The 18,905-nt window shown below is 70.4% G+C and carries 11 protein-coding genes; 7 read left to right on the forward strand and 4 right to left on the reverse strand.

The window, feature by feature from the left end:
- The first annotated feature begins 5 nt into the window (after positions 1-5).
- Positions 6-932: a sugar phosphate isomerase/epimerase gene (locus tag QFZ71_RS09105; protein ID WP_307667753.1), complete on the forward strand. Its 927-nt coding sequence runs from the start codon at positions 6-8 to the stop codon at positions 930-932.
- A 129-nt stretch (positions 933-1,061) separates the two neighbouring features.
- Here the strand turns inward: QFZ71_RS09105 and QFZ71_RS09110 are convergent, their stop codons facing one another.
- Positions 1,062-1,583: a DinB family protein gene (locus QFZ71_RS09110; RefSeq protein ID WP_307667754.1), complete on the reverse strand. Its 522-nt coding sequence runs from the start codon at positions 1,581-1,583 to the stop codon at positions 1,062-1,064.
- A 258-nt stretch (positions 1,584-1,841) separates the two neighbouring features.
- Here QFZ71_RS09110 and QFZ71_RS09115 point away from each other — a divergent pair, with 258 nt between their 5' ends.
- A complete protein-coding gene (locus QFZ71_RS09115; RefSeq protein ID WP_307667755.1) occupies positions 1,842-2,033 on the forward strand; it encodes a MerR family transcriptional regulator in 192 nt (63 codons plus the stop codon).
- Between the two features lie 25 nt (positions 2,034-2,058).
- On the opposite strand, the gene QFZ71_RS09120 is transcribed toward QFZ71_RS09115, so the two are convergent.
- Positions 2,059-2,817 carry a class I SAM-dependent methyltransferase gene (locus tag QFZ71_RS09120; protein WP_307667756.1) on the reverse strand — a complete coding sequence of 253 codons (759 nt, stop codon included), beginning with the start codon at positions 2,815-2,817 and terminating at the stop codon, positions 2,059-2,061.
- A gap of 399 nt (positions 2,818-3,216) precedes the next feature.
- On the opposite strand from QFZ71_RS09120, the gene QFZ71_RS09125 reads away from it, so the two are divergent.
- Together QFZ71_RS09125 and QFZ71_RS09130 are read left to right on the forward strand one after the other, a co-directional pair.
- On the forward strand, positions 3,217-3,534 hold the full coding sequence (locus QFZ71_RS09125; RefSeq protein WP_307667757.1) for a heavy-metal-associated domain-containing protein: 318 nt from the start codon (positions 3,217-3,219) through the stop codon (positions 3,532-3,534).
- Between the two features lie 117 nt (positions 3,535-3,651).
- Positions 3,652-6,123, forward strand: coding sequence for a cation-translocating P-type ATPase (locus tag QFZ71_RS09130; RefSeq protein ID WP_307667758.1), 2,472 nt, complete (start codon positions 3,652-3,654; stop codon positions 6,121-6,123).
- A gap of 572 nt (positions 6,124-6,695) precedes the next feature.
- Here QFZ71_RS09130 and QFZ71_RS09135 read toward each other — a convergent pair.
- Together QFZ71_RS09135 and QFZ71_RS09140 are read right to left on the reverse strand one after the other, a co-directional pair.
- A complete protein-coding gene (locus QFZ71_RS09135) occupies positions 6,696-7,994 on the reverse strand; it encodes a citrate synthase (RefSeq protein WP_307667759.1) in 1,299 nt (432 codons plus the stop codon).
- A 214-nt stretch (positions 7,995-8,208) separates the two neighbouring features.
- Positions 8,209-10,434 (reverse strand): ATP-dependent RecD-like DNA helicase, encoded by a 2,226-nt coding sequence (locus tag QFZ71_RS09140; protein ID WP_307667760.1) that lies wholly within the window; start codon positions 10,432-10,434, stop codon positions 8,209-8,211.
- Between the two features lie 135 nt (positions 10,435-10,569).
- Between QFZ71_RS09140 and QFZ71_RS09145 the strand changes: the two genes are divergently transcribed.
- The 3 genes from QFZ71_RS09145 (at position 10,570) to QFZ71_RS09155 (ending at position 18,523) form a co-directional block, all read left to right on the forward strand.
- Positions 10,570-11,076, forward strand: a complete 507-nt coding sequence (locus QFZ71_RS09145; RefSeq protein ID WP_307667761.1) for a DUF6584 family protein — start codon at positions 10,570-10,572, stop codon at positions 11,074-11,076.
- Between the two features lie 211 nt (positions 11,077-11,287).
- On the forward strand, positions 11,288-11,809 hold the full coding sequence (locus tag QFZ71_RS09150; protein WP_307667762.1) for a hypothetical protein: 522 nt from the start codon (positions 11,288-11,290) through the stop codon (positions 11,807-11,809).
- 474 nt (positions 11,810-12,283) lie between these two features.
- Positions 12,284-18,523, forward strand: coding sequence for a DNRLRE domain-containing protein (locus QFZ71_RS09155; protein ID WP_307667763.1), 6,240 nt, complete (start codon positions 12,284-12,286; stop codon positions 18,521-18,523).
- The last annotated feature ends 382 nt before the right edge of the window (positions 18,524-18,905 follow it).

The raw sequence follows: 18,905 nt of genomic DNA on the forward strand, positions 1-18,905 counted from the left end.
GCTTCATGACCCCCTCCGCCCAGCCCTCGGCCCGTATCCGTATCGGCTCGGCCCCCGACTCGTGGGGGGTGTGGTTCCCCGACGATCCGCGGCAGGTGCCCTGGCACCGCTTCCTCGACGAGGTCGCGGAGGCCGGATACGCGTGGATCGAGCTGGGCCCGTACGGCTATCTGCCGACCGACCCGGCCCGGTTGACGGACGAGACCCGCAGCCGGGGGCTCACGGTCTCCGCCGGAACCGTTTTCACCGGGTTGCACCACGGCCCGGACGTCTGGGACCGGACCTGGGCCCATGTCGCGGACATCGCCGGACTGACCAGGGCCATGGGCGCCGAACACCTGGTCGTCATCCCGTCCTTCTGGCGCGACGACAAGACGGGCGAGGTGCTGGAGGACCGCACCCTCACCCCCGCGCAGTGGCGTGATCTGACCGCGCAGACGGAGCGGCTGGGCAGGGAGGTCCGGGAGCGGTTCGGGCTGCGGATCGTCGTCCACCCGCACGCGGACACCCACATCGACACCGAGGAGAACGTCAGCCGCTTCCTCGACGCCACCGACCCGGACCTCGTCTCGCTCTGCCTGGACACCGGGCACTACGCCTACTGCGGCGGCGACAGCGTCCGCCTCATCGAGACGTACGGGGAGCGCATCGGCTACCTCCATCTCAAGCAGGTGGACCCGGTGGTCCTCGCGGAGGTGGTGGCGGACGGGGTGCCCTTCGGCCCGGCGGTGGCGCGGGGCGTGATGTGCGAACCGCCCGGCGGGGTGCCCGCCCTGGAACCGGTCCTGGACGCGGCCCGCGCCCTGGACGTCGACCTGTTCGCGATCGTGGAGCAGGACATGTACCCGTGCCCGCCGGACAAGCCGCTCCCCATCGCCCGCCGGACCCGCGCGTTCCTCCGCTCCTGCGGCCGCCCCGGCTCACCGCTCTGACCCGGAACCGGGACTCGGGGCTGTCCCGGGGCCGGGTCTCGGGAACGGGCCGGGGCCGGGTCCCGGTAACGGGCCGCCGCCCCCTCCCCGGTGCGTCCGCCGCCTCCCGCCCCGTCCACCTGGTGGCCGTCAGACTCCCGTACGCCCGTCGACGCGTTCGCGGATCAGGTCGGCGTGGCCGCAGTGCCGGGCGTACTCACCGATCATGTGGGTGTAGATCCAGCGCAACGTGACCTGAGCGCCCGGGAACGGGCTGGTGTCGTCGAGCGCCCGGGCCGCACAGTTCTCCCGTGCCGCCGCCACCTCTTCCTCCCACCGCGCGAGCGCCTGCCCGTAGGTGGCGTCCTCGGCGACCTCCCAGCCTCCTTCGCGTCCCTGGCCCGCGTCCCCGCCTCCGGCCGGCGGGAAGAACGGGGGGAGGTCCTCCTGTGCGAGCACCCGGCGGAACCAGTTCCGCTCGACCTCCGCGAGGTGCTGGAGCAGCCCGAGCAGGGTGATCGGCGAGGGCGCCGCGGACGCCTCCCGCAGCCCCTCCTCCGACAGGTCCGCACACTTCTGCGCGAGGGTGGCGCGGTAGAAGTCGAGCCAGCTCGCCAAGGTGGTGCGTTCGTCGGCGTCCAGCGGGGGCATCGGGCGTTCGGCAGTGCTCATGCCCTCCATCGTGGCAGCCGGGTCCGACAACGCCCGCCCACCTCTCGCTCCCGCCGGGACCACCCCTCGCACCACCGTCCTCGCTTCATCCGTTCTGTCACAGGAGTAACCGTTTCGGCACAGATATCTCCGTTACGCGGGCCTTCTGTCACGGATGGTCGACAGCCTCACCCTGCCCGCCGCGCGGGGGCGTCGACCGGGGCTCCGCCTGAGTGATCATCAGCCGTCAGCCAGACGAAGCGGAGAGAGGTGTCATTGATGACGGACAGAACGCTCTGGTCCTACAAGGACATTGCCGCGCATATCCAGGTCCAGCCGGACACCGTCCGCTCCTATCGCAAGCACGGCCTGCTGCCGCCGCCCGACGAGGTACGGAACGGGAAGCCGCACTGGTACGGAGACACCATCCGCGCCTGGGTCGCCTCCCGCCCCCGCAACCGGGGCCGCTGAGGCCCCGGTTGCGCGCGCCCGCCCGTCACCCCCGGGCGGCCTTGCGGAAGTGGGCCGCCCAGAGGAACGACTCCCCGAAGAGCGGGGACGCGGGGTCCTCGTCGTTCATCCGGCGCAGGTCGATCTCGGTCAAGCCGGAGAAGATGCCACGCAACGCCTCGGCGGAGTAGGCGAGTCCGCCCTGCAGACCGCCCGTCCGGTACAGCTCGGCGTCCGGCAGTTCCGATCCCATGCCACCCTTCCCGGCGGCGAAGCAGGTGAGGACGAAGTGGCCGCCGGGAGCGAGGCACCGCTCCAGCAGGGCGAGATAGCTGATGCGCCGATGGGGCGGCAGATGGTGGAAGCACCCGGAGTCGTTGATCAGGTCGTAGGGCCCGGCCAGCACGGCCCCGGACGCGGTCAGTTCGAAAGCGTCGCCCCGGTGGAACCGGACCTCGCCGGTCCCGGCGGGCACCTTGCCGGCCCGCTCGCGGGCCCATCCGATCGCGGCCGGGGAGAGGTCGACCGCATCGACGTCGAAGCCGAGCGAGGCCAGGTGCAGAGCGTTGCGGCCGGGCCCGCAGCCGAGGTCGAGCGCGCGCCCCGGAGCGACCGGCTCGCGCCGGACATACGCGTCGAGGCTCTCGTCGGGCTTCTCCACGAAGAACGGGACGGCCTTCGACCGGTCCGCGTAGAAGCCGTCCCACCAGGACGCCCCGCCTTCCGTCCAGCGATCCGCCTCCGGGGCGAACAGGCCGTCCATCAGCGCCAGTACATCGTCGGTCGTGCGTACGTTCCGGTCCATCCGGGCCCCCTTTTCCGATGGGGCAATTCTACGGAGCCGGAGCACGAAACCCCAGGTCAGACCTCCTTCACCGAGGCCGCCGGCGGCATCGTGCCACCCTCCGGGCGGGAGCGTGACCGGCCCCCTCCACCCCCCGCCCGTTCCGCGCCGGACGGGGCCGCCACGGAGCTTCACGAGGCCGTTCCCGGCCTCCCCCGGGACTGTTTCCGAACGGGTTTTCCCGCCCCCGGCCCGGCCGGCCGACCCGTACCGCGCAACCGCTCCGGACCACCCTCGGCACCTGCGCGCATCGATACCCCCTAGGGGTATAGTATCGAAGAGACGGGACGCCCCAGGGGTTCTGCGCGGCCCCCGCGCCCCGCCGTACCGCCACCACGTTTCCACGAAGAGGAGAACGTCATGACCGCCGAGACCGAGACCCCCCAGTCCTCCGGATCCTGCTGCTCGCCCACCGGTTCCTGCCACGACGGCGCGGCCGACGCGCAGCTCGGCCAGGCCGACACCGTCACCACGGTCTACCAGGTCAAGGGCATGACCTGCGGGCACTGCGAGGGCGCCGTGTCGGAGGAGATCTCCGAGATCGCGGGCGTCACCTCGGTCACGGCCGTCGCCTCCACCGGCCTCGTCACCGTCACGTCCAAGGCCCCGCTGGCCGAGGACGCCGTGCGTGCCGCCGTGGACGAGGCCGGGTACGAACTGCTCGGGCCGGCCGCCTGAGACCGTCCGACACCGTACGGCCGCGCCACCGCGCCACCCCCTCCACCGCCGGGCCTGCCCCACCAGCCGATACTGGTGGGGTACGGCCCGATCTGCGTCACCTCAGGAGTTCCGGACATGGCCAGCACAGCGGAAGCCGACTCCCCGGACGCCGAACCCTCCGCGGCGGAGCTGATCATCGGCGGGATGACCTGCGCCTCGTGCGCCGCCCGCGTCGAGAAGAAGCTCAACCGTATGGACGGCGTCACCGCCACGGTGAACTACGCGACCGAGAAGGCCCGCGTCACGTTCGCGGAGGGGCTGAAAATCGGGGACCTCGTCGCCACGGTCGAGAAGACCGGCTATACGGCCCGCCCGGTCCCCCGGCCCGAACGGAAGGCGGCGGCCGAACCCGCCGCCGCCCCGGCCGCACCCCCTGCCACGCCCGCCGGCCCCGGCGGGAACCCGTACCCGGACGCCGCCGGCACCGGTAGCGCCCGCCGCCGTCCGGAAACGGCCCCGGACACCGGCGGCGACCGCACCGCCGCCCCGGCGGCCGGCCCCCGCAGCGACCGCTTCGAGGGGCCGGCCCCGGAGCCGACCTTCGCGTCCGCCGCGCGGGAGGCCGACGCGGAGCAGGACGCCTCCCTCGCCGCGCTCCGACAGCGGCTCGCCGTCTCCGCCGTGCTGGCCGTCCCGGTCGTCCTGCTCGCCATGGCCCCGGCGCTCCAGTTCGACTACTGGCAGTGGCTGAGCCTCACCCTCGCCGCGCCCGTCGTCGTCTGGGGCGGGCTGCCCTTCCACCGCGCCTCCTGGACCAACGCGAAGCACGGCGCGGCCACCATGGACACGCTGGTCTCGCTCGGAACGCTCGCCGCGTTCGGCTGGTCGCTCTGGGCCCTGTTCCTGGGCGACGCGGGCATGCCCGGCATGCGCCACGGGTTCGACCTGACCGTCTCGCGCGCGGACGCCGCCTCCACGATCTACCTGGAGGTGGCGGCCGGGGTCGTCACGTTCATCCTGCTGGGCCGCTGGCTGGAAGCCCGCGCCAAGCGGAAGTCAGGCGCGGCGCTGCGGGCGCTGATGCGGCTGGGCGCGAAGGACGTGGCCGTCCTGCGGGGAGGCAGGGAGGTACGCGTCCCGGCAGGCACGCTCGCCGTCGGGGACCGCTTCGTCGTGCGTCCCGGGGAGAAGATCGCGACGGACGGGACGGTGGTCGAGGGCTCCTCCGCCGTGGACGCCTCGATGCTCACCGGCGAGTCCGTCCCCGTCGAGGTCGGCGTCGGAGACCCCGTCACCGGAGCCACCCTCAACGCCGGAGGCCGCCTCGTCGTCCAGGCCACCCGCGTCGGCGCCGACACCCAACTCGCCCGCATGGCCCAGCTCGTCGAGGACGCCCAGAACGGCAAAGCCTCCGCCCAGCGCCTCGCCGACCGCATCTCCGCCGTCTTCGTCCCCGTCGTCATCACCCTCGCCCTCGCCACCCTCGGCTACTGGCTCGGCAACGGCGCCGGACCCACCGCCGCCTTCACCGCCGCCGTCGCCGTCCTCATCATCGCCTGCCCCTGCGCCCTCGGCCTCGCCACCCCCACCGCCCTCATGGCCGGCACCGGCCGCGGCGCGCAGCTCGGCATCCTCATCAAGGGCCCCGAAGTCCTGGAGACCACCCGCCGCGCCGACACCATCGTCCTCGACAAGACCGGCACCGTCACCACCGGCCGCATGACCCTCCAGACCATTCACACCACCCCCACCACGACCGAGACACAGGTCCTCCGCCTCGCAGGCGCCCTGGAGAACGCCTCCGAACACCCCATCGCCCAAGCCATCGCCACCGCCGCCACCGACACCACCGGCCCCCTCACCACCCCCGAGGACTTCCAGAACATCCCCGGACTCGGCGTCCAGGGCACCGTCGAAGGCCACGCCGTCCTCGTCGGGCGGCCCCGGCTTCTCTCCGACGCGGCGATCCCGCTCCCGCCCGCACTGTCCGACGCCCTGGCGGAGGCCGAGGAGAACGGCCGTACAGCGATCGTCGTGGCCTGGGACGGGGAGGCCAGGGGTGTGCTCGGAGTCGCGGACGCGGTCAAGGAGAGCAGTGCGGCGGCCGTGGCCGAGCTGCGCGCCCTCGGTCTGACGCCTGTGCTGCTGACCGGGGACAACCGGGCCGTGGCGGACGCGGTCGCCCGCGAGGTGGGCATCGACGAGGTGTATGCGGAGGTCATGCCACAGGACAAGGTCGACATGGTCGAGCGGCTTCAGGCCGAGGGGCGGGTCGTCGCCATGGTCGGGGACGGGGTCAACGACGCCGCCGCCCTCGCCCAGGCCGACCTCGGGCTCGCGATGGGCACCGGGACGGACGCCGCGATCGAGGCGAGCGACCTCACGCTGGTTCGTGGAGATCTCAAGGTGACGGCTGACGCAATCCGGCTTTCCCGGCGTACCCTTACCACCATCAGGGGCAACCTCTTCTGGGCCTTCGGGTACAACGTCGCGGCCCTGCCCCTGGCTGCAAGTGGCCTGCTCAACCCTATGATCGCGGGAGCCGCCATGGCGTTTTCGTCCGTGTTCGTCGTCACGAACAGCCTTCGGTTGCGTGCCTTCACGTAACTTCCACAAAGAGACTTAGATCACACTGGTTTCAGGGTAACCATCCGGTGGGTTCGCGGGTCTTAGAGTGCGACTGCCAAAGGATGTCTTGGGGGACGTCCGACGGAGTGTCTTGGGGGACGCTCCTGATGGCATGCATGCGTTGGCCGGGGCACGTGCACCGGGGAGCTTTGAGCGGCCCTCCCGTGCGTACGTTCCCCGGCAGATCGCGGCACAACAGAACAGCGGGAGTTTCGGCTCCCGGCAGACGCCCGGCCGGATCCCGTGGGGGGAATCCGCTCCGGGATATGGGAAGCGCCCCGTCCGTCGACCCGTGGGGGGATCGACGGCGGGGCTCTTCTCGCTTTTCACCTGGCACGGCCCGCCCCTTCCGCCGCCGCGGCCCGCCCCGGCGGCGCGGGCCGGGAGAAACCCCGCGCGCGCCCGCCACGGCCCCGGAACGCCGAATCGCCCCGGACACCGCGCTCTGTGCGAAGCGCGGTACGCGGGGCGAAGGCAGTCGGCCGAAGAGGCCGGGCACTACGGGTGGCGCGGGGTCCGGCGGTGCCGGCTCCCGCGGCGCGGGGTCCGGGTCAGCGGCCCTCGACGGGGACGAAGTCGCGCAGGACCTCGCCGGTGTAGATCTGGCGCGGGCGGCCGATGCGGGAACCCGGCTCCTTGATCATCTCGTGCCACTGGGCGATCCAGCCGGGAAGGCGGCCGAGCGCGAAGAGCACGGTGAACATCTCGGTCGGGAAGCCCATGGCCCGGTAGATCAGACCGGTGTAGAAGTCCACGTTGGGGTAGAGGTTGCGCGAGACGAAGTAGTCGTCCGAGAGCGCGTGCTCCTCCAGCTTGAGCGCGATGTCGAGCAGCTCGTCGGACTTGCCGAGCGCGGACAGCACGTCGTGCGCGGCGGCCTTGATGATCTTGGCGCGCGGGTCGAAGGACTTGTACACCCGGTGGCCGAAGCCCATCAGGCGGACGCCGTCCTCCTTGTTCTTCACCTTGCGGATGAAGGAGTCGACATCGCCGCCGTTGGCCTGGATGCCTTCCAGCATCTCCAGCACCGACTGGTTGGCGCCGCCGTGCAGCGGGCCCCACAGGGCCGAGATACCGGCGGAGATCGAGGCGAACATGTTCGCCTGCGAGGAGCCGACCAGGCGCACGGTGGAGGTCGAACAGTTCTGCTCGTGGTCCGCGTGCAGGATGAGCAGCTTGTCCAGCGCCGAGACGACGACCGGGTCCAGCTCGTACTCCTGGGCGGGGACCGAGAAGGTCATGCGCAGGAAGTTCTCGACGTACCCGAGGTCGTTGCGCGGGTAGACGAAGGGGTGACCGATCGACTTCTTGTACGCGTACGCGGCGATCGTCGGGAGCTTCGCCAGGAGGCGGATCGTCGACAGGTGGCGCTGCTTCTCGTCGAACGGGTTGTGGCTGTCCTGGTAGAACGTGGACAGCGCGCTGACGACCGAGGACAGCATGGCCATCGGGTGGGCGTCGCGGGGGAAGCCGTCGAAGAACCGCTTGACGTCCTCGTGCAGCAGCGTGTGCTGGGTGATCTCGTTCTTGAAGGCGGCCAGCTCGTCGACCTTCGGCAGGTCACCGTTGATCAGCGTGTACGCGACCTCGAGGAACGACGAGCGCTCGGCGAGCTGCTCGATCGGGTAGCCGCGGTAGCGCAGGATGCCCTGCTCACCGTCGAGGTACGTGATGGCGGATTTATAGGCGGCGGTGTTGCCGTATCCGCTGTCCAGCGTCACCAGGCCGGTGTTGGCCCGGAGCTTCCCGATGTCGAAGCCCTTGTCGCCGACGGTGCTGTCGATCACCGGGTAGGTGTACTCGTCATCGCCGTACCGCAGTACTACAGCGTTGTTGGTCTGCTCGCTCACGTCATCCCTCACCGACGTAGTGCCTCTTCTTCGAGGTGCCCTGACTGTCTCCACCCTCCCCCATTCGGCTCAGGAGAGTGCACTCGGGGTCGTCCATTGGACCTACTGGCGGCACTGAGTGCCGCCAACTTACTCATCCTGCCCCCTCGAATGCGGTTCCGGAAGACCTCCGTGATGTTTCCCACCGTTTTGATCGATCATTTTCGCCCGGGGGTCACGCGAAGTCTTCTCCGGAGCCGCCCCGGAGCCGGAAATCCAGCGCCGTACAGCGCCTGCCTGCGGAAACCGTGCGGACGGCCTGACCGATCGCCTTACGGGACCCGACGAGGACGACGAGCTTCCTGGCCCGCGTCACAGCCGTGTAGAGCAGGTTCCGCTGGAGCATCATCCAGGCGCTGCTGGTGACGGGGACGACGACGGCCGGGTACTCGCTGCCCTGGGAGCGGTGGATGGTCAGGGCGTACGCGTGGGCCAGTTCGTCCAGCTCGTCGAAGTCGTAACCGATCTCCTCGTCCTCGTCGGTGCGGACGGTGAGCTTCTGTTCGTCCAGGTCGAGGCCGGTGACGACGCCGACGGTGCCGTTGAAGACGCCGTTCTCGCCCTTGTCGTAGTTGTTGCGGATCTGGGTGACCTTGTCGCCGACCCGGAAGACCCGGCCGCCGAACCGCTTCTCGGGAAGGTCGGGGCGGCCCGGCGTCACGGCCTGCTGGAGCAGCCCGTTCAGGTGGCCGGCGCCGGCGGGGCCCCGGTGCATCGGGGCGAGGACCTGCACATCGCGGCGCGGGTCGAGGCCGAACTTGGCCGGAATGCGGCGGGCCGCCACATCGACGGCGAGCTTGCCCGCCTCCTCCGTCTCGTCCTCCACGAAGAGGAAGAAGTCGCTCATTCCCTCGGTGACGGGCTGTTTTCCGACGTTGATCCGGTGTGCGTTGGTCACGACGCCGGACTGCTGGGCCTGGCGGAAGATCTGGGTGAGCCGGACGGCGGGGACGGGCCCGCCCTCCGCGAGCAGGTCTCTCAGCACCTCCCCCGCGCCCACCGAGGGCAGTTGATCGACGTCGCCCACGAGGAGGAGGTGGGCACCGGGTGCCACCGCCTTCACGAGCTTGTTGGCGAGGAGCAGGTCGAGCATCGACGCCTCGTCCACGACGACCAGATCGGCGTCGAGCGGGCGGTCCCGGTCGTACGCCGCGTCCCCGCCCGGCTTCAGTTCCAGCAGCCGGTGCACGGTGGACGCCTCGGCCCCGGTCAGCTCGGCCAGCCGCTTGGCGGCGCGCCCGGTGGGCGCGGCCAGCACGACCTTGGCCTTCTTCGCCCGCGCCAGCTCGACGATGGACCGCACGGTGAACGACTTCCCGCAGCCGGGCCCACCGGTCAGGACGGCCACCTTGCGGCTGAGCGCGAGCCGTACGGCCTGCTCCTGCTCGGGCGCCAGCGAGGCCCCCGTCCGCGTGGCGAGCCAGGCCAGGGCCTTGTTCCAGTCCACGTCCTGGAAGGCCGGCATCCGGTCCTCGGCGGTGTTCAGCAGCCGCCTGACCTGCCCGGCGAGGGACAGTTCGGCCCGGTGGAAGGGGACCAGATAGACCGCGGTGACCGGCTCGCCGCCCTCGGGGGACGGCACCTTCTCCCGGACGACGCCCTCGGGGTCGGCGGCCAGCTCGGCCAGGCACTCGATGACCAGCCCGGTGTCGACCTGGAGGAGCTTGACGCCGTCCGCGATCAGCCGTTCCTCGGGGAGGTAGCAGTGGCCCTGGTCGGAGGACTGGGACAGGGCGTACTGGAGTCCGGCCTTGACCCGCTCGGGGCTGTCGTGCGGGATGCCGACGGCCTGGGCGATCCGGTCGGCGGTGAGGAAGCCGATGCCCCAGACGTCGGCGGCCAGCCGGTAGGGCTGGTTCTTCACGACGGAGATCGAGGCGTCCTCGTACTTCTTGTAGATACGGACGGCGATGGAGGTGGAGACGCCGACGCCCTGGAGGAAGACCATGACCTCCTTGATCGCCTTCTGCTCCTCCCAGGCGGCCGCGATCATCTTCGTGCGCTTGGGACCGAGTCCGGGGACCTCGACGAGCCGTTTCGGTTCGTTCTCGATGATGTCGAGGGTGTCGACACCGAAGTGGGTGGTGATCCGGTCGGCCATCACCGGCCCGATGCCCTTGATCAGCCCGGAGCCCAGGTAGCGGCGGATGCCCTGGATGGTGGCGGGCAGCACGGTGGTGTAGTTCTCCACGGTGAACTGCTTGCCGTACTGGGAGTGCGAGCCCCAACGGCCCTCCATCCGCAGCGACTCACCGACCTGCGCGCCGAGCAGCGCACCGACCACGGTGAGGAGGTCGCCGGCTCCGCGTCCGGTGTCGACGCGCGCGACCGTGTACCCGTTCTCCTCGTTGGCGTAGGTGATCCGCTCCAGGACCCCTTCGAGGACGGCCATGTTGGACATGGCCCGACGCTACCGGGTGACGCTGACAGCGCGGCCGGCAGACCCCGTAGCGAAGTGCGGAGGCCGAGTACGGTCCGGTCCGACCAGGTGAGAATTCATGCGTACGCTCCCCTCCTCCTGCCCCATGATGACCGCATGCCTCTGACCGACACCCTGGCCCGCGTGGACGCGGACCTCGCCGCCGGGCGGATACCGGTGGCCAGGCAGCGCCTGCGCGGGCTGGTCTCCTCCTATCCGCACGAGCCGGAGCCCCGCCGCCGCCTGGCCGCCGTCTACCGCCTGTACGGCGACGCGGCGGAGGCCGGGCGCTGGACGTACCTGGAGGAGGACCGTTCGCGGGAGGAGACGACGGCTTTCGAGGAGCGGTACGCCAACGCCGTACGCCGGATGCGGGCCTTGGCCTGGCGGGGCACGGAGGCGGACGCGCCGACGCCGTTCGCCGCCGGGCAGTTGGCCGCCGTGAGGGAGAACGCCTCGGACACCCTGGGGCGGCCGGTCACGTGGGACGGCCTGGCGGAGGTGAAGGGGGACGCGCGGGAGAGCGGTCCGCTGACCGACGCCCTGACGGGCATCGGGTGCCTGCTCCTCGCCGGAGTCCTCGTCGGGATCTGGCTCTACGGGCTGGTCTCGCTGTTCCGCTGAGACCGGGAGGCCCGAGAGGGCGCGGGGCATGGGGCATAGCCGCTGAGCGGGCTCCTTTCCCCTCCACGGGAGAGCCGGGGACACCGTGCTAGCGTGACCGGCCGTGCGCGCCGCGGGGCCTGCGGAGTCCGGCCGTCCGGACACATCAACCAGGGGAGTCGACTTGGCACTTCACACAGGACCCGGCCGTTGTACCGGCGTGCTTCTGACGGTGGCTGTGGCGGCTGGAGCCCTCACCGGATGCCAGTCGATCGCCGACGCCGCCTCCGCCTCGGGCTGCGATGACACCGGGAGCCGGGTCGAGAAGCTGGAGTCGTACGGCGTCCTCGGCTCCCGACCTGAAGGAGCCGTCGTTCCCCGGGGCTTCGAGAAGCTGGAGTCCGGCTGCTGGCAGGACAGCGGCGAGGCGCAGCTGTACGCCTCGCGGACCTACGTGCTGCGCGGCGACGGCGCCAGGGCCGAAGTCGCGGCGCACTACCGGACCGTGGCGGAGCAGGAGGGCTGGAAGCTGTCCCACCCCTCGCAGGGGGCATCGGAAGACGGACGGTCCGCCAGCCTCTGCTTCCTCAGGGCCGAGGGCGATCGGGCGACCGCGCTGGACGTCTACTTCCTGACCCAGGAGATCCTGGAGGCGGAGGAACGGAAGCCCGGACCCGAGTTCGACTCCGGATCCGGCTACCGCGTGGAGATCACCGCCGCCGCCGACGGCTCGCCCGCCGACTGCTCGGACTGACGCCGGCTCACCACCGGCCGCTCCGCGCCTCACCGCCGCAGCCGTCACCGGCCTCGCTCTCAGCGAGATTTCCGGCTCCGAGCGGCTCAACCTCACCTGCACACGGCATATCTGATGGCCATTCGGCCGGGGTGAGGCTTTTCCGCGTGGAGGAGGGGTGCGGGAAGGTCAAGAATCGGCAAAAAAAATGACCGCACGTCACACACCCTCAGGTGATCATTTTCTCCGCGATCGTCCCCTCCTTCTCGACCGGATGACTGGGATGTCCCGTAGGCGGTCCGGAGCACCCTCCCGAGGAAGCACTCACTCCGCTTCACATCTCGCTGACACCTGTGTGCGACATGTGAGGATCTCATGTGCATGCGGGGTTCCACCCCGCACCACGTGCGAGGAGTGAGAGTGACAGGCAAGTTCCTGCGGCCAGGAAGAAGACCGAACGCACCGTCCGTTCAACCCTTCCTGCCCTCCGTACAGTTGAGCCGCCTGCGTCCGGTGGCCGCGGCCGTCGCGCTGACGATGGCGTTCGAAGCCACCGTCATCGTCGGAACGGCCAACCTGGCGATGGGCGTCGAGCGTTCGGCCGCCCCTGCCGGCAAGGCCGTCGGCGCGAAGGACCTCGGGTCCCCGACCGCGGGGTCGGTGGCAGCCGCACGCCTGAAGGCGAAGATCCAGAACCGTCGGATCGAAGCGCTGGACGTACGTACCGAGACCTCGACGGTGTACGTGAACCCGAACGGTTCGGTGACCGAGGAGGCATACGCCGGGCCGGTCCGGTTCAAGGACGACCGGGGCAAGTGGCAGGACGTCGACATCTCCTTGCAGCGGCTCGGGGACAGTTCGATCGAGGCCCGCGGACACCCCCACGGGCTGCGCCTGGCCGGCCGGAGCGCGGCCCCCAAGGGGCTGAAGAGCACCGGCAGGAAGACCGCTACGGCCGGCGTCCCCCTGGTGACGCTCGAGGGCCGGACCGGTCAGCGCATCCAGCTGGGCTGGTACGGGGCGCTGCCCGCACCGGAGATCGAGGGCGAGGAGAACACCATCGCCCGGTACCGGGACGCCCTCCCCTCCGCGGACCTCCTGATCGAGTCGACGCGGAGCGGCTACGAGCAGTTCCTGGAGCTGAAGAATCGTTCCGCCGTGGACGCGAGCGGTGCCATCGCCTACAGCCTCACCGCCAAGGGTCTGACCGCGAAGGCGAACCCGGACGGATCGGTCTCCTTCAAGGACGCCAAGGGCAGGCCCGTGGGAACCATGCCCGCGCCCGTGATGTGGGACGCGAGGGTGGACGCGTCGTCCGGTGAGCATGAGCGCACCGCCCCGGTGGCGGTGAGGGTGGTCCAGGACGGCGACACCGTCACCTTGACTCTGACGCCGGACGCGAAGTTCCTGGCCGACCCCTCGACGCGGTTCCCCGTGACGATCGATCCCGCGATCAGCGTAGGGGCCGGCTTCGACACCTTCGTCCAACAGGGCTACACGACCGACCAGTCGGCCTCGACGGACCTCAAGCTCGGCAACAACGGTTCCTCGCAGGTGGCCCGGTCGTTCCTCTCGTTCCCGATGAAGAACATCACGGGCAAGCAGGTCACAGCGGCGAAGCTGAACCTGTTCTCGTACCACTCCTGGTCCTGCACCCCGGCCAGCTGGGAGGTGTGGTCGACCGGATCCGCCGGTACCGGGTCGCGCTGGACCGAGCAACCGGCCTGGACGACGAAGTACGCCACCAGCACCCAGACCAAGGGCTTCTCCAGCGCCTGCAACGACGGCTGGGTGAACGCGGACGTGACCTCGCTGGCGAAGGCGTGGGCGGGGAACGGCAACGGAAGCAACCACCTGGGACTGCGGGCCACGAACGAGAGCGACCCGGCCGGCTGGAAGCGCTTCAACTCCGGCAACGCCGCCTCCAACACCCCTTATCTGTCGGTGACCTACAACTCCGTCCCCGATCTGCCGACCCTCATAGCCCCGGCTGCCGGAGCCGCCACCAACGACACCACCCCGACGCTCTCGGCGAAGTCCCTGGACGGTGACGGCTCGCCGGTCACCCTGAACTACGAGGTGTGGACCTCCACCGGCACCTCCGCCCTGCGCACCGGCAACAGCGCGGCGGGCGCCTCGGGCGCCCAGGCGGACTGGACGCCCACCGCACTGCCGGCCGGCTCCTACAAGTGGCGGGTGCGGGCCACCGACGGCTCCGCCACCAGCGCCTGGTCGACGTTCCGCACCCTGGTCGTGGACACCACGGCCCCTGCCGCGACCACGGTCGCCTCGGGCGACTTCCCCGCCGGACAGTGGTCCGGAACCCCGGACGGCAACGGGGACTTCGGCGGCGACTTCACCCTCGATCCCCCGGCCACGGACGTGACGTCGGTCCAGTGGCAGCTGGACGGCGGGGCGTGGCAGTCGATCGCCACCACCGGCTCGGCAGTGACGGCCGCACCGGTCTTCCGCGCGGGCAAGCACACCCTGGCGGCACGCTCCAGGGACGCCGCCGGCAATGTCTCCGCCACCACCTCGTTCACCTTCTTCGCCGGCTCGGGTGCGGCCCTGCTCTCGCCGGGCCAGGGCGACCGTCCGGCACGGCGGACCGTGCTGTCCGGGCAGGGCAAGACCTCCGACACCGGGGTGCGCTACCAGTACCGGCGCGGCGAGACCGATGCCTGGAAGGACGTCCCGCTCGCGGATGTGCGCCACCGGGCGGACAACACCGCCCTCGCCTCCTGGCCGGCCGCGGTGACCGGTGGCCTTCCCGAGGCGCTGGTGTGGAACATCACCAGCAGCCTCGCCGAGGACGGTCCCATCCACGTCCGTGCGGTCTTCACCGACGGCACCAGCACCGACGCCTCCCCCGCCACCTCGATCACCGTCGACCGGAAGGCGGGCGCAGCGCCCACCCAGGACGTCGGTCCGGGTGCCGTCAACATGCTCACCGGCGACTTCGTGCTGACCGAGACGGACACGTCGGCCTTCGGTCTGACGGCCGGCCGCACGGCTTCCTCGCGCCGGCCCTCCGAGGGCGGACAGCAGGAGGGCCAGGTGGCCATCTTCGGTCCCCAGTGGACCGCGGGCGCTGCCGCGGAGCTCTCCGCCACCGAATCGCTGTACCTGCGCAAGACGTCGAACACCTCGGTCGCGGTGGTGGACATCGACGGCGAGGAGACCGGGTTCACCGCGACGAGCGGAGGCGGCTGGAAGCCCGAGGAGGGCGCCGAGGCCCTCACGCTGACGGGCAGCCTGACGGGCTCCTTCACCCTCAAGGACACCGAGGGAACCGTCTCCCAGTTCACCAAGATCGATACGGCCGCCACGATCTGGCAGCTCTCCCAGAGCAGTCTCCCCACGGACAACTCCACGACCTCTCTGATCTCGGAGAAGGTCGTCGTGGGCAACGCCGTCCTGGCGCGCCCGAAGTACGTGATCGCCCCCACCTCGGCGGTCACCAACGCCACGTGTGCGGCGACCCCTTCCACCAAGGGCTGCCGGATCCTGGAGTACCAGTACGCCACCACGACCACGGCGACCGGGAGCACGACGGGCGACTACGCCGGGCAGGTCGCCCGCATCCGCCTGTGGTCCACCGACCCCGGCGCGGCGAACGCCACGGCCACGGTGGTGTCGAACTACGCGTACGACGCCTCGGGACGCCTGCGCGAGCAGTGGGACCCGCGGGTCTCCCCCGCGCTGAAGACGTACTACACCTACGACGGCGCGGGCCGCGTGATCACCCAGACCCCGCCGGGCGAGCTGCCGTGGACCTTCTCGTACGGCAAGGCCGGCTCCAGCGCGGTCGCCGGCGACGGCATGCTGCTCTCCGTGTCCCGGCCGACCCTGAAGCCGGGCAGCAAGGACGAGACCGACGGCGGCACCTCGGCCACCTCACTGGTCTACGACGTGCCGCTCTCCGGCGACAAGGCGCCCAACCAGCTCTCCCCGGCCGAAGCCAGGACGTGGGGCCAGACGGACGCGCCGACGGACGCCACCGCCGTCTTCCCGGCCGACCAGGTGCCCACCTCGCACAACGGGAACGACCTCGGAGCCGCCGACTACGACAAGGCGACCACCACCTACACCAATGCCTCGGGCCTCCAGGTCAACACGGGCCTGCCCGGCCGCCACCTGACCACCACCCAGTACGACTCCTTCGGCAACGTCGTCCTGGAGCTGGGTGCCACCAACCGCGAACTCGCACTCGGCAACGCCGACTACCAGGTCACCACACAGAGCGAACTCGGCATCCTCGCCGATTCGCCGCCGGAACGTGCCCACAAGCTGGCCACGGTCTCGGAGTTCTCCGCCGACGGCAAGCGGCTGCTGCAGCAGTACGGCCCGCTCCACCTGGTCACCCTGACCCACCAGCTCCAGGGCGACGCCGACAGCCCCACCATCACGGCCGGAACCCAGGTGGCCGCGCGCGAGCACGCCATCACCCGGTACGACGAAGGCCGTCCCACCGATGGATCGGCCCGGGTGGCGGACCAGCCGACCACCACGGCGACCGGAGCGTTCGTCGAGGGCTACCCGAACGACGGTGATGTCCGTACCACCACCACCCGTTACGACTGGGCCAAGGGTCTTCCCACCGCCACGGTCACGGACCCGAACGGGCTCAAGCTGACCCGTTCCTCCGAATTCGACGCCCAGGGCCGCATCGTGAAGAACATGCAGCCCAAGTCCAACGGAGCGGACGCCGGGACGGTGGTTTCCCGTTACTGGGCCGCGGGCGGGACCGGCGACTGCGCCGGGCGCCCTGAATGGGCGGACCTGCTCTGCTCCAGCGGCCCGGCGGGCAAGATCGCCGGTGGCGGCTCGAACCCCGACGAACTGCCCACCAAGACCCTGGAGTACAACCGCCTGGGCCAGGTGGCCAAGGTCACCGAGACCGCCAACGGGGTGACGCGCACCACGGTCACCACCTATGACGCGGCCGGGCGCGGAACGAAGAGCACGATCACGGGAGGGGTCGGCACCGCTGTACCGACGCAGACCATCACCTACGACCCGGCCAACGGGCAGGCCGTCACCGTCTCGGACGGGGCCGGCACCGTGCGCCACGTCACCGACAGGCTGGGCCGTGAGATCTCGTACGACGACGGTGCGGGCAATGTCACGCGCACCGAGTACGACCGCCGTGACCGGGTGACGCGGAAGACCGACTCGGTTCCCTCGGAGACCACCTACAGCTACGACAGTCTGACCGGTCTGCCGACCGGAATGCACGACTCCGCGCTCGGGAGCACGGGCGACGTCACCGCCTTCTACGACTCCGACGGTCGCCTCTACAAGCAGAAGCTGCCGTGGAACATGAGCGTCGAGTACAACCTCGACCCCACGGGGAACGAGACCTCACGCTTCTGGCACTGGGAGTCCGGCTGGACCGTCCAGGGTGAGTCGATCAGTGAGAACATCCACGGCCAGGTCGTCTCCCGCACCACCTACACGGGGGGCGGCGCGTACCAGAGCTACTCCTACGACGCGGCAGGGCGCCTGACCAAGGCCGACGACACCCAGGTCGGTGTCACCACCCATCGCGGCTACGGGTTCGACGCCAACACCAACCGAACGTCCCTGGTGACCACGGTCGACGACGTGGACGGCGGCGCACCCACCGTGACGACGACCGATTCCACGTACGACACAGCCGACAGGCTGATCGCCGCCGGTACGGTCTACGACGCCTTCGGCCGCACCACCGCCCAGCGGAGCGGAGCCCAGAACTCCTACTTCGCCAACGATCTCGTCCGCCAGATCACGGCGGGCTCCGAGCGCACCACCTGGGACCTCGACGCGGCCGGCCGGCTCGCCTCGTTCACGACCGAGAACAAGGACGACAACGGGACCTGGTCGACGGCCTCGACCAAGCGCAACCACTACGGGTCCGACGGAGACAACCCCACGTGGATCAGCGAGGGCGACAGCAGGATCACCCGGAACCTGTCGGACCTGACGGGAGACCTGATCGCCACGACCAGCGCCACCGGTGACGTGGTGCTCCAGCTCACCAACATCCACGGCGACGTGGCCACCCAGATTCCGCTGGTGGACGCCACGACTCCGGTGGTCAACAGCTACGACGAGTACGGCAACCGCCTTCCCGGCACCGACCCGGCCCGGTACGGCTGGATCGGCGCGGAGCGACGCTCCTCGGAGACGCCGAGCACCGCCACGCTGATGGGGGTCCGCCTGTACGACTCGGCCACGGGCCGGTTCCTGTCCACCGACCGTGTCGTGGGAGGCAACGCCAGCTCCTACGACTACTGCTTCGGTGACCCGGTGAACTGCTACGACGTCAGCGGGAACTACGCCATCGGCGGGCTCGTACCGGAAGCCGCGATCTGTGCTCTGTTCTTCCTGTGGTGCGCGGACATGATCTACGTAACCAGCTGGGCGCTCAGCGAGGCCAAGAAGAGGTATTCGAACGGAGCGAAGCAGAACGCCTACCGCCACTGCATCTGGCAGGCGATGCTCACCTGGTCGGTCGGGTCGAACCTGGCCAAGGCCCTGGGCAACGCGCATGAGAGGAACGCCGGCAAATCCGCGGCGGCGAAGCGCGACTCCAAGGCCGACTCCTACAACAACACGGTCGGCAGGAGTGTGGGAAGAAAGATCACTGCCTGGACCTACGGCAAGGCGAAGCAGACCGCCTGCCGGCTCTGCAAGGACAAGGTCAAGAAGCACAAGCTGAAGTCGAACGCCAAGGGGAAGACATGGGTCTGACCCAGCGGCTGTAGCAGTTCGGTGAAAGGTGGGGCGGCGCCGGTGGCGCCGCCCCACCGCGTGTACCGGGGCCGGGGCAACCGGCCAAGCCGGGGGGGTGGTGGAGGTGAGAGTCGACGGGCTGCTGACCGTCGCCCTCTTGGGGATCCGGATCAACGGTCTGGTCCCGCTGTTCGACCGAGGCTGAGGCGCGGACGCAGGTTCTGGCGGAGCGTGTGCCGCCTCCGGTCGGGACTCTCTGCTCTCCGCGACGCGCACGACCTGCCCCGGAGACTCGGGCAGCCGGCCGGCGAGAAATCTGACCCGCTCCCCGGTGGACGCCTCGTCGGCCAGCAGGTCGGCGGCGTGGCCGGGGAGTTCGTCCGCATGTCCAGCTGGATGC

Source organism: Streptomyces sp. V2I9, from assembly GCF_030817475.1.
Taxonomy (GTDB): Bacteria; Actinomycetota; Actinomycetes; order Streptomycetales; family Streptomycetaceae; genus Streptomyces.

Coding starts and splice junctions, on each gene's coding strand:
- QFZ71_RS09105 (WP_307667753.1), top strand. CDS start 6: ATGACCCCCTCCGCCCAGCCCTCGGCCCGTATCCGTATCGGCTCGGCC.
- QFZ71_RS09110 (WP_307667754.1), bottom strand. CDS start 1,583: ATGAGCACTGCCGAACGCCCGATGCCCCCGCTGGACGCCGACGAACGC.
- QFZ71_RS09115 (WP_307667755.1), top strand. CDS start 1,842: ATGACGGACAGAACGCTCTGGTCCTACAAGGACATTGCCGCGCATATC.
- QFZ71_RS09120 (WP_307667756.1), bottom strand. CDS start 2,817: ATGGACCGGAACGTACGCACGACCGACGATGTACTGGCGCTGATGGAC.
- QFZ71_RS09125 (WP_307667757.1), top strand. CDS start 3,217: ATGACCGCCGAGACCGAGACCCCCCAGTCCTCCGGATCCTGCTGCTCG.
- QFZ71_RS09130 (WP_307667758.1), top strand. CDS start 3,652: ATGGCCAGCACAGCGGAAGCCGACTCCCCGGACGCCGAACCCTCCGCG.
- QFZ71_RS09140 (WP_307667760.1), bottom strand. CDS start 10,434: ATGTCCAACATGGCCGTCCTCGAAGGGGTCCTGGAGCGGATCACCTAC.
- QFZ71_RS09145 (WP_307667761.1), top strand. CDS start 10,570: ATGCCTCTGACCGACACCCTGGCCCGCGTGGACGCGGACCTCGCCGCC.